12 protein-coding genes are annotated in these 14722 nt (G+C 69.4%); 6 read left to right on the plus strand and 6 right to left on the minus strand.

Annotated elements, in window-relative coordinates:
- Positions 1 to 108 precede the first annotated feature (108 nt).
- The 4 genes from IMZ11_RS12315 (at position 109) to IMZ11_RS12330 (ending at position 4554) form a co-directional block, all read left to right on the plus strand.
- The gene (locus tag IMZ11_RS12315) at positions 109 to 744 is read left to right on the plus strand and encodes a uridine kinase (RefSeq protein ID WP_228640854.1); all 636 of its coding nucleotides are present in this window, start codon (positions 109 to 111) and stop codon (positions 742 to 744) included.
- 84 nt (positions 745 to 828) lie between these two features.
- Positions 829 to 2250, plus strand: coding sequence for an NERD domain-containing protein kinase family protein (locus IMZ11_RS12320; protein WP_228640856.1), 1422 nt, complete (start codon positions 829 to 831; stop codon positions 2248 to 2250).
- Between the two features lie 386 nt (positions 2251 to 2636).
- On the plus strand, positions 2637 to 3860 hold the full coding sequence (locus IMZ11_RS12325; RefSeq protein WP_228640858.1) for an alpha/beta hydrolase: 1224 nt from the start codon (positions 2637 to 2639) through the stop codon (positions 3858 to 3860).
- Positions 3861 to 4128: 268 nt separating this feature from the next.
- The gene (locus IMZ11_RS12330; protein ID WP_228640860.1) at positions 4129 to 4554 is read left to right on the plus strand and encodes a nuclear transport factor 2 family protein; all 426 of its coding nucleotides are present in this window, start codon (positions 4129 to 4131) and stop codon (positions 4552 to 4554) included.
- A gap of 138 nt (positions 4555 to 4692) precedes the next feature.
- On the opposite strand, the gene cydB is transcribed toward IMZ11_RS12330, so the two are convergent.
- The 3 genes from cydB to IMZ11_RS12345 form a co-directional block, all read right to left on the minus strand.
- On the minus strand, positions 4693 to 5682 hold the full coding sequence (cydB, locus tag IMZ11_RS12335) for a cytochrome d ubiquinol oxidase subunit II (protein WP_228640862.1): 990 nt from the start codon (positions 5680 to 5682) through the stop codon (positions 4693 to 4695).
- A 134-nt stretch (positions 5683 to 5816) separates the two neighbouring features.
- On the minus strand, positions 5817 to 7199 hold the full coding sequence (locus IMZ11_RS12340) for a cytochrome ubiquinol oxidase subunit I (protein ID WP_228640864.1): 1383 nt from the start codon (positions 7197 to 7199) through the stop codon (positions 5817 to 5819).
- An 89-nt stretch (positions 7200 to 7288) separates the two neighbouring features.
- Positions 7289 to 8128, minus strand: coding sequence for a universal stress protein (locus IMZ11_RS12345; protein ID WP_228640866.1), 840 nt, complete (start codon positions 8126 to 8128; stop codon positions 7289 to 7291).
- A gap of 206 nt (positions 8129 to 8334) precedes the next feature.
- Between IMZ11_RS12345 and IMZ11_RS12350 the strand changes: the two genes are divergently transcribed.
- A complete protein-coding gene (locus tag IMZ11_RS12350; protein WP_228640868.1) occupies positions 8335 to 9594 on the plus strand; it encodes an acetate/propionate family kinase in 1260 nt (419 codons plus the stop codon).
- Between the two features lie 30 nt (positions 9595 to 9624).
- Here IMZ11_RS12350 and IMZ11_RS12355 read toward each other — a convergent pair whose 3' ends face one another.
- Complete coding sequence (locus IMZ11_RS12355) at positions 9625 to 10164, minus strand: GNAT family N-acetyltransferase (protein WP_228640870.1); 540 nt, start codon at positions 10162 to 10164, stop codon at positions 9625 to 9627.
- Positions 10165 to 10234: 70 nt separating this feature from the next.
- The gene (locus IMZ11_RS12360; RefSeq protein ID WP_228640872.1) at positions 10235 to 12550 is read right to left on the minus strand and encodes a phosphoketolase; all 2316 of its coding nucleotides are present in this window, start codon (positions 12548 to 12550) and stop codon (positions 10235 to 10237) included.
- Positions 12551 to 12674: 124 nt separating this feature from the next.
- On the opposite strand from IMZ11_RS12360, the gene IMZ11_RS12365 reads away from it, so the two are divergent.
- Complete coding sequence (locus IMZ11_RS12365) at positions 12675 to 13079, plus strand: pyridoxamine 5'-phosphate oxidase family protein (RefSeq protein ID WP_228640874.1); 405 nt, start codon at positions 12675 to 12677, stop codon at positions 13077 to 13079.
- Here the strand turns inward: IMZ11_RS12365 and IMZ11_RS12370 are convergent.
- A complete protein-coding gene (locus tag IMZ11_RS12370; RefSeq protein ID WP_228640876.1) occupies positions 13072 to 14718 on the minus strand; it encodes a GAF domain-containing protein in 1647 nt (548 codons plus the stop codon). The genes IMZ11_RS12365 and IMZ11_RS12370 overlap by 8 nt on opposite strands.
- Between the last annotated feature and the right edge of the window lie 4 nt (positions 14719 to 14722).

Below are 14722 nucleotides of genomic sequence, written 5' to 3' on the forward strand. Positions count from 1 at the left end.
GCCCGGCTTGGTGCAGATGGCACGTTTCACCCAGATGGCATGTTTCACGTGGAACCAAACCGGGAATGGCGTGCGCGCGCCGTCCCCCGAGATCAGTACGGTGGAGGTGTGCGCGCACGCCCCGTGTCTCCTCCACTGCTGGTCGAGGAGCTCGCCGACCGGATCGCCTCGGCTCCGAGGCCGTCCTGGGTGCGCGTCGCGCTCGACGGCGCGCCGGCCACCGACCCGGGACGACTGGCCGACGACCTGGTGGACCCGCTCCGCCTGCGCGGACGGGAGGTGCTGCGGGTCTCGGCGTCCGACTTCCTCCGCCCGGCCTCGCTCCGCCTGGAGTTCGGCCGTAGCGACCCCGACGCGTTCTACACCGACTGGCTGGACACCGGAGCGCTGGTCCGCGAGGTGCTCGGGCCGCTCGAACCCGGCGGGACCGGCAGGGTACTGCCCGCGCTCTGGGACAGTGCCCGGGACCGGGCGACCCGCGCCCCCTACGTCACCCTGCCGCCGGGCGCGGTATTGCTGCTGGACGGGACCCTGCTGCTCGGCCGCGACCTGCCGTTCGATCTTGCCGTACACCTCTGGCTTTCCGAGGCGGCACTCGCTCGACGCACCCTGGGCGAACACCGTTGGCGACTGCCCGCTTACACTCGGTATGAACACGAAGCGAGACCGTCACAGGTCGCCGACATCGTCGTCCGCGTCGAAGACCCACGACACCCGGCTGTGGTCACCGAGTCCGGATCATGAAGTCTCGATCCGACCTGGCGCGTGAGCACCGGTATCCAGAAGGATGACGTTCGGGAATGTGGGTGAGAAAGGCGGCACGGGGAGATGGCTCAGATCGTCGGTGGCGGAAGCCCCGTCAATGACGCCGAGCGAAGGGTCATCGCCCATCTGCGGGACAATGCCCCACACGACTGGCTACTGCTCCACAACATCGAGGTGCCGCGCGGCGGCGACCTGTTCGAGGTCGACGTGATCGTGATCACCGGGCACTCGCTCTGCGTGATCGACGTCAAGGGCGCCCGCGGCCGGTTCGAGGTCTCCGGTACGCGTTGGTTCCCGCAGCGGGGCGGAGAGGCGTTCGGCTCTCCCGTGGCCAAGCTCCGCGGTACGGCCCGCGCCCTCAAGGGCGTGCTCCTCGACATCCACCGGGGCCTCGACCGCGTCTACGTCGACAGCGTGGTGGTGCTGACCGCGCCCGACGCCGTCCTCGTCGACCCCAACGGCCGTGACGCCCGGCACGTCACCAACCTCACCGGCCTCATCGGGATGCTGGGCGACGCCTCCCGGGTCAGGCAGGGCTGCAGCCCGGACGCCACGCCGTACCGCACGGCGCTCATCGAAGCCCTCAACGGCACCGTACGCCGCTCGACCGCGCCGCCCAGGTTCGGCAACTGGAAGGTCGAGGAGCAGCTGGGCGGGGACAACCGGGTCACCGAATACCGCGCCGTCAACGCCACCGCCCCGGCCAGCGAGACCGTCCTGCTGCGGGTGTACCAGGCGGACCCGCTGGCCGACCGGGACCAGCGCGTGGCCGAGCAGCGGCGGATCGCCAACGCCTACCAGGCCCTCGCCAAGATCCCCGCGCACCCGTGCGTGGCGCGTTCGCGGGACTTCTTCGCCATCGACGACGAGAGCCGCTTCGTCCTGGTCCTCGACGACGTACACGGGCAGGCGCTGCACCTGCGCCTCGCCGGACGGATGCCCGCCACCGCCGCCCGGCTCGACATGGTGGACGACATCCTGAGCGGACTCGCCCACGTCCACGCCAACCAGGTCATCCATCGCGCCCTCAGCCCCGCCTGCGTCCTCGTCACCGACAGCGGTCAGGCGGTGCTCACCGGTTTCGACTACGCCAAACCCGGACCGCGCAAGCACACCGTCGCCAACGAGCTGCCCAACGTCCTGGACACGCACTACGTGGCCCCTGAATGCCGGCTCAGGCCGGATCGCATGACCGCCGCGTCCGACGTGTACGCCGCCGGAATCATCGCCTTCCAACTGCTCACGGGGCAGTTGCCCACCCCGGGTACGGACATCGAGACCGCCGCCACGGGCGTCGCCCCCGAGATCATGGACTTGCTGCGCCGGATGCGCGACGAGACGCCCGGAAAGCGCCCGGAAGCCGCGGAGGCCCTCACGGTGCTGCGCCAGGCACGCGACACCGGCAACACCACCTACCCGGCGCGTACGCAACCCCTGCTCCTGGACCGGCTGCGCGGCGCCCTACGCCGTTTCACCCGCGACTAGATCTATGTGCGGGCACGCATAGACGCTGAGACATTGAGCCGACGAGACGATCACTCAGCGTTCGATTCTTCGCGTGCTCGCCGGCGGCCCCGGCTCACCTGCTGAACGCGGCCGTCCGCTTCGTGCTGGCCGAGTCGCCTACCGCGCGCCGGACGCGGTTCAGCCCTGGTCTTGCCCTCCACTGCCGCGGAGCCGGAGGAGCCGTGGCGTTCGGGCGCGGTCGTAGTCGGCCTGCTGCTGCATGAGGACGTCGTCGAGGTTCTGGCGCAGGGCCTGGGCAGGCGAGGCGGGAGACCGCCGCCGGCCGCATGGACCACCCGGGCGAACCCAACGAGGCCCGGCGCACTATGCGCTGAGTGTATATACGTGGGGTATAGTCATCCGGCATGAGTCAGATGATCCACAATCAGACCCAGGCCACGCGTGAACTGCGCAAGCCTTGGCGGCGAGGCCGCCTGGCCGCTGTCGCCGGGCTCGTCGCCGCCATGGCCGCCACTGGCCTCGGCCAAGCCGGGCCCGCCTCCGCCGCCCGCGCTGCCGAGCCGTACTTGCCCATGCCCACTGGCTCACGACCGGTCGGCACCACGTCCCTGTACCTCAAGGACACCTCGCGCCCCGACCCCTGGGTCCCCAGCGTCAAGGCCCGCGAGCTCATGGTCTCGCTGTGGTATCCGGCCAGGTCGCCGGGCCGCCATCGGGCGCAATACATGACGCCCACGGAGTCCGAACTGCTCCTCAAGAACGGGGGCGTCACCAACATCCCGGCCGACACGCTCAGCAAGGTGCGCACCAACGCCTTCACCGACGCCCGCCCCGCAGGAGGCGCGCACAGCCTGCCCCTCATCGTGCTCTCTCCTGGGCACAGCAAGCCCAGGTCCGAACTCACAGCCCTGGCCGAGGAACTGGCGAGTCGGGGATATGTGGTGGCCGCCATCGACCACACCTACGAGAACGTCGCGCAGACCTTTCCCGACGGGCGGGTCACGACCTGCGTCACGTGCGACATGAAGAAAGACCCGACTGTGTGGGAGAAGCTGGAGAAGGGCCGGGCCGCCGACGTCTCCTTCGTGCTCGACGAGCTGACCGGCGCGCACCCGAAGTGGAAGGACGCGCGGCTGATCAACACCTCCAAGATCGCCATGTCCGGCCAGTCCGTCGGCGGAGCGAGCACACTCGCCGCCATGGCCGCCGACCCCCGGCTGCGTGCCGGCATCGACGTTGACGGCACCGTGACGGCACCGCTTCCCGTAGCCGGGCTGTCCCGGCCGTTCCTCCTGCTCGGCAAACCCGCCACGTACACGCCGGGCCAGCCCGGCACCGGCGCCAACTGGGAGAGTGTCTGGGCGGGGCTGCACGGCTGGAAGCGCTGGCTGCTCGTGACCGGGGCCGCGCACACGTCCTTCACCGATCACGGTGTGCTGATGGACCAGCTCGGCATTGAGGACGGCGCCGACATCCCCGGCGCCCGTGCCATGACCATCACCCGCAGGTACGTCGCGGCCTTCTTCGACCAGCACCTGCGCAAGAAGCCGCAGCCCTTGCTGAACAAGCCGTCGGCGAACTACCCAGAGGTCAAGTTCTGCGCCCCGGAGAAGAAGACCTGCGCATAGCGTCACCCCTCGGCCTGTTCAGCAGTCCAACCAGGCGTCCGCCCAGCTGCGCGGCCCGGCGCTGACGCAGGACTGCGCAGCTGACATGGCGGCCCGGCCATGACCTCCGCAAGCTCGGCGACAAGATCGTTGCCCGAGATCAGGCCCGGGGAAGAGAGCGCCCGGCGTGTGAACGGTTCGGGCGCTCCTTCGCGCCGGGCTGGACGCGACGTGGCAAATCCAGCCGTATGGTGTACGGTACAGCGTACGACAAGAAGGAGCGTGAACGTTGTACCAGCCGAACGACGAGGAACTGCGCAGCATCGAAGACTGGTTCACCGAGTACGACACACTTGCCGACCAGGGGGCGATCGAGAAGCTGGCCGATCTGGCGGTATTCCCGATGAACCTGGCCACCGACGCGCCGGACGGCTTCGCGACGGTCCGCCAGTGGACGCGCGCGGAGTACGTCGAGGCGATGAAGGAGTCCATGAACGGCGGCACAGCGGGGCTCGGGCTGGAGTCCACGAGAACGCCGCGCTTCCTCAGCCGGAACCTCGTGCTCGTGGAGACCACGGCGACGATGACGATCGAGGGCAGGCGGGAGAGCATGCACTACGCCGACCTGCTGGTGCGCACCGAGGATGGGTGGGCGTTCCAGACGATGGTGCAGGGCGGTTGGGGACACGGCTGGCCACCGGCGAGACGCGGCTGATCCCACGCGGCTGATCCCACGCGGACGGCCCACGCGGACGGCCCACGCGGACGGCCCACGCGGACGGCCCACGTTGGTGCCGGTGCCGCGAGCGCCGGCACCAACGCCACAATCCACCGACGCCGCGATCAACCCGGCTCAGCTCGGCGGACGGGTGAGGCGCTGGCGGAAGACCCAGTAGCTCCATCCCTCGTACAGCAGGACAAGCGGCAGGAAAATGGCCGCGACCCATGTCATGACCAGCAGCGTGTACGGCGAGGACGAGGCGTTCGTGATCGTCAGGCTGTTCGCCGCGGCCGTACTCGACGGCAGCACGTTCGGCCACAGGTTGATGAACAGCGTGCCCGTGGCGAGGATGATCGTGGCGGCCGTGGCGGTGAACGCCCACCCGTCCCTGTGCCGGATGGTGGCGCCTATCCCAGCGAGCAGGGTGGCGACGGCCAGCACGGACGTGATCAGGCTGATCGTCTTGCCGTACATGACCTGAGTCACCGCGAGAAAGAGCACCGCGACGAGGGCGACCACCGGGGCGAGGCGCAGAGTCACCGCACGCGCGCGGGCGCGCAGCTCGTGGGTGGTCTTCAGGGACAGGAACACCGCGCCGTGCAACAGGAACAGGCCGAGCGTGACCAGGCCGCCGAGCAGCGCGTACGGGTTGAGCAGGGTGAGCAGGTTCCCCGTGTATTCGTGCCGGGCGTCGAGGGGCACTCCGGCGATGATGTTGCCGAAGGCGACGCCCCACAGCGCGGCGGGGATGAGCGATCCCCAGAAGATGGCGCGATCCCAGCCGCGGCGCCAGCGGTCGGAGTCGTGCTTGCCACGGAACTCGAAGGCCACCCCTCGGGCGATGAGCGCGAGAAGTATGACCAGCAGCACCAGGTAGAAACCGCTGAACATGGTGGCGTACCACTCGGGGAAGGCGGCGAACGTCCCGGCGCCGGCGACGATCAGCCACACCTCGTTGCCGTCCCAGACCGGTCCGATCGTGTTGATGAGGATGCGCCGGTCGATGTCGTCCCGCCCCAAGACCGGCAGCAACATGCCGACTCCGAAATCAAAGCCTTCCAGGACGAAGTACCCGGTCCAGAGCACCGCGATGAGGATGAACCAGACGGTGGCGAGTTCCATCGGCCTCCTTCCTGGGCGAACGGGGCGAACCAGCACTCCGGCTTCCTGAGCGAACCAGCGCTCCGGCTTCTTCGGCGGACCAGCCCGACCTCCTCGGCGAAGCAAACCCCGTTTCTTGGCGGACCAGCCCCGAGTCAGTACGTCAGGTGGGGAAGGTGGGGTGGTTCCTCACTCCCTCCTGCCGGTGTGGGACCCGCTCTGACCATCCGCACCATGATCACGGCGGTGATCGCGGCGAGGATCCCGTAGATCAGCGTGAACGCGCCAAGCGAGATCGCGATCGTGGCGACGTCGACCCCGGGCGAGTCGCTCTCGATGGTTTTGAACACGCCGAAGACCGTCCAGGGCTGGCGGCCCATCTCGGTGAAGACCCAGCCCGCGGTGTTCCCGAGGAAGGGCAGCACCATGGCGACGACCGCGGCCCGGTAGAACCAGCGCCCGGGAGTTCTGCCCGGCCGGCTCACCCAGAGGCCGACCAGGCCGAGCAGGCTCGCCAGGCCACCGAATCCGATCATCAGCCGGAACGACCAGTACGTCACCGGGATGTACGGGCGGTAGTCCCCGGGGCCGAACCGGGCGACGTACTCCCGCTGGATGTCGTTGACGCCCTGGACCGTGCCGTCGGAGTTCCCGGTGGCGAGATAGGACAGCACGTGCGGCACGCGCAGGCTCCAGATGGCCTTCTCGCCGCTGAGGTTGCCGATGGTGAACAGGGAGAACGGCGCGGGGGTGGACGTCTCGTACAGCGCCTCGGCGGAGGCGATCTTCATCGGCTGCTGCACGGTCATGATCTTGGCTTGGATGTCACCGGTGATCGCCGCGCCGATGCCCGCGACGATCAGCAGCACGAGCCCGGCCCGCAACGCCGGCCGGAACAGGGCGGTCTCGCTGCGTCTGGCCAGATGCCAGGCGCTGACCCCGACGAGGAAGCCCGCCGCCGTGAGGAACGCGGCGAAGAGGACGTGCGGGACCGTCACCAGGTTCGTCGGATTGCTGATCACGGCCCAGATGCTCGTCAGCTCGGCCCTACGGGTGTCCGGGTTGATCCAGTATCCAACGGGGTGCTGCATCCAGGAGTTCGCCGCGAGGATGAAGTACGCCGACGCGACCGTGCCGATCGCGGCCAGCCAGATCGTGGCGAGGTGGACCAGGGGCGGCAGACGGTTCCAGCCGAAGATCCACAATCCGAGAAAGGTCGATTCGAGGAAGAACGCGAGGAGTCCCTCCATCGCCAGCGGAGCGCCGAACACGTCGCCGACGAACCGGGAATAGGAGCTCCAGTTCATCCCGAACTGGAACTCCTGCCAGATCCCGGTGACCACGCCCATGAAGAAGCTGACCAGGAAGAGCTTCCCGAAGAACTTGGTCATCCGCAGATAGACCTCGTTCCCGGTGATGTGCCACGTGGTCTGCATGGACGCCACCAGGATGGCGAGGCCGATCGTCAGCGGGACGAAGATGAAGTGATAGACGGTGGTGATCCCGAACTGCCATCGCGCCAGGTACAACTTGTCCACAACGGCTCCCCCCGTGCCGTCGGGACCGGCCTCAGGGATGCCCCCCGGGAGGCCGGGATGTCACAGGGGTACCCCGGCAGGCCGGATCCTCACCTGACGACCGCGACCGGGCAGCGCGCGTGGTGCAGTACGGCACGGCTCACCGAGCCGAGCACCGCGGCGCCGATGGCCCCGCGTCCGCGCGAGCCGACGACGACCAGGTCCGCCTTCTCCGAGGCGTCCACCAGGGCCGCTACGGGATGCCCGCGCACGACGTCCAGCGTGACCTCGACCTCGGGGAACCGCTCCTCCAGTTCTCCGAGCTTGTCCGTGGCGGCCTGGCGGAAGGCGTGCTGGATCTCCTCCACGTCGTAGACGACCTCCGGTCCGAGGATGTGCACGGGAAGCTCCCACGCACAGATCCCACGCAGCCGGGCCCCGCGCAGCTTGGCCTCCTCGAAGGCGTACGCCAGGGCGGGGTCGCACTCCTCCGACTCGCTCACCCCGACCACGATCTCGCCGTACGCGGTGGCGGGGGCGGGCCGTACCACGACGACGGGCGCGTGGACGTGCCCGGCGACGTGCGAGCTGACCGAGCCGAGCAGCATTCCGGCGAAGCCGCCCCTGCCTCGGCTGCCCACCACCAGCTCGGAGGAGTGCTCGGCCTCCTGCCGCAACACCGGCGCCGGCACGCCGTAGACCAGTTCGGTCGTCACCTCGACGCCCGGTTGCCGGGTTCGTACGGCCTGGCGCGCGTCCCGGAGGATCCGCTCGCCCGACTGGACGATGGACTCCTGTACCCCGGGGATCGGATAGCGCGGGATCTCGTACGGCAGGCGGTCCACCACGTGGACGACCCGCAGCGGGAGTTCCTTGCGCGCCGCGTCGTCGGCCGCCCATTCGACGGCGGCCGTCGCGGCGGGGGAGCCGTCGGTGGCAGCAATGATCATGATGTCCTCCTCGTTCGTCCCCGGCACATCCATGACACGCCAGCGGCGGGACTCCTTCCAGGGCCGCTGGTCCTCATGGGAGGGGACCTTCCGCCTTCCCCGTAACGAGAACGCGAAAAGTCGGAAAGATTGCCAAAAAGCATGTGCCGTCCCCTCGGGGGAAGGAGGCTGATCACGGCAGGTTCGGCCGGGTCTGGAGGAGTTCTGTGCGCGAGGCCACAACCGAGGACGCCACAACCGAGGACGCGACAAGCGAGGACGCGACCGAGGACACATCCGAGCACGCGTTCGTGCTGGTGCTGAACACCGGCTCCTCGTCGATCAAATACGAGCTGATCGACACCGGGTCCGGGACCCGCCTCGCCGTCGGCCTGGTGGAACGGATCGGCGGAGAGCGGGGCGCGCTCACCCACACGCGGGCGGGCGCCGAGCCGTACGAGGTGCACCGGCCCTATCCCGATCACGACTCGGGGTTGCGGGCGGCGCTCGACGCGTTCGCGCAGGCCGGCCCCGACCTGAGGCACGTCCCGCTGCGCGCCGTCGGGCACCGGGTCGTCCACGGCGCCGACCGGTTCACGGGCCCTGTCCTGATCGACGACGAGGTGACCGCCGCCATCGAGGAGCTGTCCCGGTTCGCCCCGTTGCACAATCCGGCCAACCTGGACGGGATCCGGGTGGCACGCAAGGCGTTCCCCGGCGTCCCGCAGGTCGCCGTGTTCGACACGGCCTTCCACCAGACCCTGCCCCCGCACGCGTACACGTACGCGGTGCCGCGCGCCTGGGCCGAGGACCTGGGGGTGCGGCGGTACGGCTTCCACGGCACCTCGTGCGCCTACGTCTCCCGGCTCGCGGCGGAGGTGCTCGGCAAGCCGCTGGAGGAGACCGACCTGATCGTGCTCCATCTCGGCAACGGCGCGAGCGCGACGGCGATCAAGGGCGGCCGCAGCGTGGAGACCTCGATGGGCCTGACGCCCCTGGAGGGCCTGGTCATGGGCACCAGGTCCGGCGACGTTGACCCCTCGCTGCCCTCGTACCTGGACAGTACGGCCGGGCTGGGCGTGAACGAAAGCCACGAGGCGCTGATGCGGGCCGGTGGCATGCTGGCCCTCGCCGGGGCGAGTGACATGCGCGAGGTCTGGGAGAAGGCCGACGCGGGCGACGAGGGCGCCCTGCTGGCGCTCGACGTCTACTGCCACCGGATACGCAAGTACGTCGGGGCGTACTACGCCGTGCTCGGCCGGCTCGACGCGATCGTGTTCACCGCCGGGGTCGGCGAGCACGACGCGCGGACCAGGGCGCGGTCCCTGAGCGGACTGGAACGGCTCGGCATCGCCGTCGATCCGGCCCGCAACCAGGCGGAGGACGAGCGGATCATCTCACCGCCCGGCTCGGACATCGCCGTGATGGTGATCCCGACCGACGAGGAGTGGGAGATCGCGTCGCTGGCCCTGCGCGTGCTCGCCTAGTGCTGTGACCGAACGCCGCAGCGGAAACCGTCAGGACCTTGTACTACGGGCGATGCGGTACAGCACGTTCGGACGCAGTGGCCCTTCGGGCTCGGTGGGGTCGTCGAAGTCGTCGGCCGGGTCCCGAGTCATGCCGATCCGGCGCATCACCGCCTGCGAACGGAAGTTGGTGGCCGTGGTCACAGCGAGGATCTCGGGAAGTTCAAGGGTGTCGAAGCCGTGGGCCAGGACTGTCAGCGCGGCCTCGGTAGCGTAGCCGTGCCCCCAGGCCGAGCGGGCGAGCCGCCAGCCGATCTCCACTCCTGTGAACGGCATGCCGTCATCCACCTGATCCAAGCCCGCGAAGCCGATGAACTCACCCGTGGCCTTCACCTCAACCGCCCACCACCCGTAGCCTCGCTGGTCGAACTCGGCCTGGAACAGAGCCACGGAAGCATCGCTCTGCTCGCGGGTCAGCAGGTCGCCCAAGTGCTCCCGAACCTCGGGATCGGCATTCATCGCCGCCCACGGTTCAAGGTCGGAGTCGCGCCATCGACGGAGGACAAGGCGATCGGTACGCAGTTCAGCCATGCCGTCCAGCCAATGCGATCAATGCGCCCGAGGCAATCCATTTTCCATGGGGCGCACGCACCGCAGCACCTCAGTACGGCCAGACCCAGTTGCGGATCATGGGCGCGTCCTCGCCGTACTCGCGCGTGTAGGCGCGGCAGCGCAGCCGTTCGTCCATCATCCTCTGGCGCAGATGCGCGGTACGCGTGCCGAGGTGGGGAACCCGGTCGATCACGTCGATGACCAGGTGGAAACGGTCGATGTCGTTGAGCATCGCCATGTCGAAGGGTGTGGTCGTGGTGCCCTCCTCCTTGTAGCCGCGTACGTGCAGGTTGGCGTGGCCGTTCCTGCGGTACGTGAGCCGGTGGATCAGCCACGGGTACCCGTGGAAGTTGAAGATCACCGGCCGGTCGACGGTGAACAGCGTGTCGTACTCGGCGTCCGTCATGCCGTGCGGATGCTCGCTCGGCGGCTGCAGGCGCATCAGGTCGACGACGTTGACCACCCGGACCCGCAGCTCGGGCAGGTGCTCGCGCAGCAGCGCGGCGGCGGCCAGGGTCTCCAGGGTCGGGACGTCGCCCGCGCAGGCGAGGACGGCGTCCGGCTCCATGCCGTCGTCGTTCGACGCCCAGTCGATGATGCCGAGCCCCCGGGTGCAGTGGGCCACCGCCTCCTGCATCGTGAACAGGTCGAGCGTCGGCTGCTTGCCGGCGACCACGACGTTCACGTAGTCGCGCGACCGGAGGCAGTGGTCCCCCACCGAGAGCAGCGTGTTCGCGTCCGGCGGCAGGTACACCCGGACGACCTCGGCCTTCTTGTTCATGACCACGTCGAGGAAGCCGGGGTCCTGGTGGCTGAAGCCGTTGTGGTCCTGCCGCCACACGTGCGAGGACAGCAGATAGTTGAGCGAGGCGATCGGACGCCGCCAGGGGATCCTGCTCGACGCGGACAACCACTTGGCGTGCTGGTTGAACATGGCGTCCACGATGTGGATGAACGCCTCATAACAGTTGAACAGGCCGTGCCGCCCGGTCAGGAGGTATCCCTCCAGCCAGCCCTGGCACAGGTGCTCGGAGAGCACCTCCATCACCCGGCCTTCGGGGGCGAGATGCTCGTCGGTCGGCAGCAGCTCGGCGTCCCAGGCCCGGTCGGTCACCTCGAACACCGCCTGCAACCGGTTGGACGCCGTCTCGTCCGGGCCCATCAGCCGGAAGTCGTCCGGGTTGGCGACGATCACGTCACGGAGGAAGGTGCCGAAGACCCGGGTGGGCTCGCTGGTCGCGGTCGCAGGGGCCTTCGTCTCGACCCCGTAGTCACGGAAGTCGGGCAGCACCAGCGGGCGCAGCAGCTCGCCGCCGTTGGCGTGCGGGTTGGCGCTCATCCTGCGCGGTCCACGCGGCACGCCGGAGGTGACCTCGGGCACCGGTCGCCCCGCGGCGTCGAACAGCTCCTCCGGGCGGTAGGAGCGCATCCACTCCTCCAGGGCGGCCAGCCGGTCCGGGCGGTCCCGTACGTCGGTCAGCGGCACCTGGTGGGCCCGCCAGGTGCCCTCGACCAGGACGCCGTCCACCTCGTGCGGTCCCGTCCAGCCCTTGGGCGTGCGCAGCACGATCATCGGCAACCGGCCGCCCGAGCCCGCCTTGATCGCCGCGATCTCGTCGAAGACCTCGTCGAGCGTGTCGGCCATGAGCTGGTGCATGACCGCGGGGTCGTCGCCGGAGACGATGTGCGGGCGGTAGCCGTACCCTTCCATGAGCTTGATCAGCTCGCTTTCCGGGATGCGCGCGAGCACCGTCGGATTGGCGATCTTGTAGCCGTTCAGATGGAGGATCGGCAGCACGATCCCGTCCCGCGCCGGGTCGAGGAACTTGTTCGAGTGCCAGCTCGCGGCCAGCGGCCCGGTCTCCGCCTCGCCGTCGCCGACGATGCAGGCCACGACCAGGTCCGGGTTGTCGAACGCCGCGCCGTACGCGTGCGCGAGGGCGTAGCCCAGCTCACCGCCCTCGTGGATGGAGCCGGGGGTCTCCGGGGCGACGTGGCTCGGGATGCCGCCGGGGAAGGAGAACTGGCGGAACAGCCGGCTCATGCCCGCGGCGTCCTGCGACACGGAGGGATAGACCTCGCTGTAGGTGCCCTCCAGCCAGGCGTGCGCGACCGCGGCGGGACCGCCGTGACCGGGCCCGGCGATGTAGATCATGTCCTGATCGCGCAGGCGGATGATCCGGTTGAGGTGGGCGAAACAGAAGTTCAACCCCGGGGTGGTCCCCCAGTGGCCGAGCAGCCGCGGTTTCACGTCCTCGGGGGACAGCGGCTCCTTGAGCAGCGGATTGTCGAGCAGGTAGATCTGCCCGACCGACAGGTAGTTGGCGGCACGCCAGAACGCGTCGATCTGCGCCATTTCGTTCATGACCATCCCTGTACCCGGGAGGCGGAGGTTGATTGCCGGAGCGGGGACGAACGAGCCGAACGCCGGGCACTCTGGGGACCTTCGTCCCTGCAGGGTAGGATGCCGGGTGCGGAAGCCTATAGGCATGAACCTCGACATGGCCGGGCTCCAGGAGCTCTCGCGGGCGGAGTGTCTGTCGCTGCTTTCCACGACGCCGATCGGCCGCGTCGTGTTCACCGAGCGCGCCCTTCCCGCCGTGCAGGTCGTCAACTACATGCTGGACGGCGAGGACGTGGTGTTCCGCACCACCATGGGCTCCCGCCTGTCGAAGGCGGCGCGAGGCTCGATCGTCGCCTTCGAGGCGGACCACTTCGACCCGGTCACCCGCAGGGGATGGTCGGTCACCGCCGTCGGCCCGGCGCGCCTGGTCGAGGAGCCCGGAGAGGTCCTGCGGCTGGCCCGGCTGCCGCTCGTCCCGTGGGGGCCCGGCCACCACGACCAGCTCGTCTCCATCCGCGCGGAACTGGTCACCGGGAGGCGCCTCAGCTGAGGGGCACCCGCCAGCGCAGGCAGGTGCCCCTGGGCTCGCGCCGGACCACCTCGAACGTCCCGCCGAGGATCTCCGCCCGCTCGGCCAGGTTCCGCAGACCGCTGCGCCGCCCCTCCTCCGGCACGCCGACACCGTTGTCGCCCACTTCGAGAAGGAGGGCGCCGTCACGGGCGTCCACGGTCACGTTCACCTCGGTCGCGTGCGCGTGCCGTACGACGTTGGACAGGGCCTCGCGCAGGACGGCGAGGAGATGGTCCGCGAGCTTGGGTGTGACGACGGTGTCCAGCGCCCCCTCCAGAAGGACGCCCGGCATGAACCCGAGGTGGCCGCGCGCCGACTCCACCAGGTCCATGAGCTGCCCGCGCACCGTGGTGGCCGCCTCCTCCCTCGGCGTGTGCAGCGCGAAGATCGTGGAACGGATCTGCCTGATCGTCGCGTCCAGCTCGTCCACGACGTGCTGGACGCGCCCGGTCACCTCCGGTTTCTCCACCAGCCGGACGACGCTCATCAGCGTCATCGCCGCCGCGAACAACCGCTGGATCACCACGTCATGCAGGTCCTTGGCGATGCGGTCGCGGTCCTCCAGCAGGCCGAGACGCTCGGCGTCCTTCCTGGCCTCGGCGAGTTCGAGCGCGACAGCGGCCTGACCGGCGAGGGCCTGGACCATCCGCAGGTCGGCGGAGCTGAAAGGCAGGCGTCCGCCGCGCTTGCCCAGGCCCAGCACGCCCCGGACGTTCCGCCCCTTTCCGAGGGGGACCGACAACGACGGGCCCGCCTTGCCCACCGGCGCCTTGCCGGGACAGGACCTGATGTCGGCCACCTGCGGCTCGGCGGTGCGCAGCACCAGCCCCGCCACCGTGTCCTCGGCGGCCAGTTCGATGCCGAGCAGTTCCTCCGCCCCGAGTCCCTCGGCGATCTCGACCCGCAGCACCTCCGGGGTGGCGCCGAAGGAGATCGTCGCCACGTCCGCGTCGGTCATCTCCCGGGTGCGCCGGGCCAGGGTCACCAGCACGTCGTGCGGGTCGGCACCGGACAGCAGGCTCGTGGTCACCTCGGACGAGACCTCGAGCCACGCCTCCCTGCGCCGGGTCTCCTCGTACAGCCGGGCGTTCTCGATGGCGACGCCCGCGGCCGTGGCCAGGGCGGTGACGATCGCCTCGTCCTCCTCGTCGAACTCGCCGTTGCGCTTCTCGGTGAGGTAGAGGTTGCCGAAGATCTCATCGCGTACGCGGATGGGGACGCCGAGGAACGAGCGCATCGGCGGATGGCCGGCGGGAAAGCCGTACGACTCGGGGTGATCGGCGATGTCACGCAGCCGGAGGGACTGCGGCTCCTTGATCAGCAGCCCGAGGAGGCCGAGCCCGTGCGGCCAGTGCTCGATCCTGGCGATCTCCTCCTCGGACAGGCCGACCGGGACGAACTGGACCAGGGTGCTCTCGTCCCCGATCACTCCCAGCGCCCCGTAGGAGGCGTTGACCAGGGCGGTGGCGGCCTCGACGATGCGGTGCAGTACGGTCTCCAGGTCGAGCTCGCTGCCGACCGAGACCACGGCCTCCAGCAGCGAGTGCACCCGGTCACGCGTGGCGAGCACGGCCTCCAGCCGGCTCTGCAGCTCGGCCAGGAGATCGTCCAGCCGCATTCGC

The organism is Microtetraspora sp. AC03309, assembly GCF_020826795.1.
Taxonomy (GTDB): Bacteria; Actinomycetota; Actinomycetes; order Streptosporangiales; family Streptosporangiaceae; genus Microtetraspora; species Microtetraspora glauca.

What these genes read in the sequence shown, in the direction of transcription:
- IMZ11_RS12360 (WP_228640872.1), bottom strand. Translation starts at nt 12,550, where the DNA reads ATGAACGAAATGGCGCAGATCGACGCGTTCTGGCGTGCCGCCAACTAC.
- cydB (WP_228640862.1), bottom strand. Translation starts at nt 5,682, where the DNA reads ATGGAACTCGCCACCGTCTGGTTCATCCTCATCGCGGTGCTCTGGACC.
- IMZ11_RS12320 (WP_228640856.1), top strand. Translation starts at nt 829, where the DNA reads ATGGCTCAGATCGTCGGTGGCGGAAGCCCCGTCAATGACGCCGAGCGA.
- IMZ11_RS12365 (WP_228640874.1), top strand. Translation starts at nt 12,675, where the DNA reads ATGAACCTCGACATGGCCGGGCTCCAGGAGCTCTCGCGGGCGGAGTGT.
- IMZ11_RS12345 (WP_228640866.1), bottom strand. Translation starts at nt 8,128, where the DNA reads ATGATCATTGCTGCCACCGACGGCTCCCCCGCCGCGACGGCCGCCGTC.
- IMZ11_RS12325 (WP_228640858.1), top strand. Translation starts at nt 2,637, where the DNA reads ATGAGTCAGATGATCCACAATCAGACCCAGGCCACGCGTGAACTGCGC.
- IMZ11_RS12370 (WP_228640876.1), bottom strand. Translation starts at nt 14,718, where the DNA reads ATGCGGCTGGACGATCTCCTGGCCGAGCTGCAGAGCCGGCTGGAGGCC.
- IMZ11_RS12355 (WP_228640870.1), bottom strand. Translation starts at nt 10,164, where the DNA reads ATGGCTGAACTGCGTACCGATCGCCTTGTCCTCCGTCGATGGCGCGAC.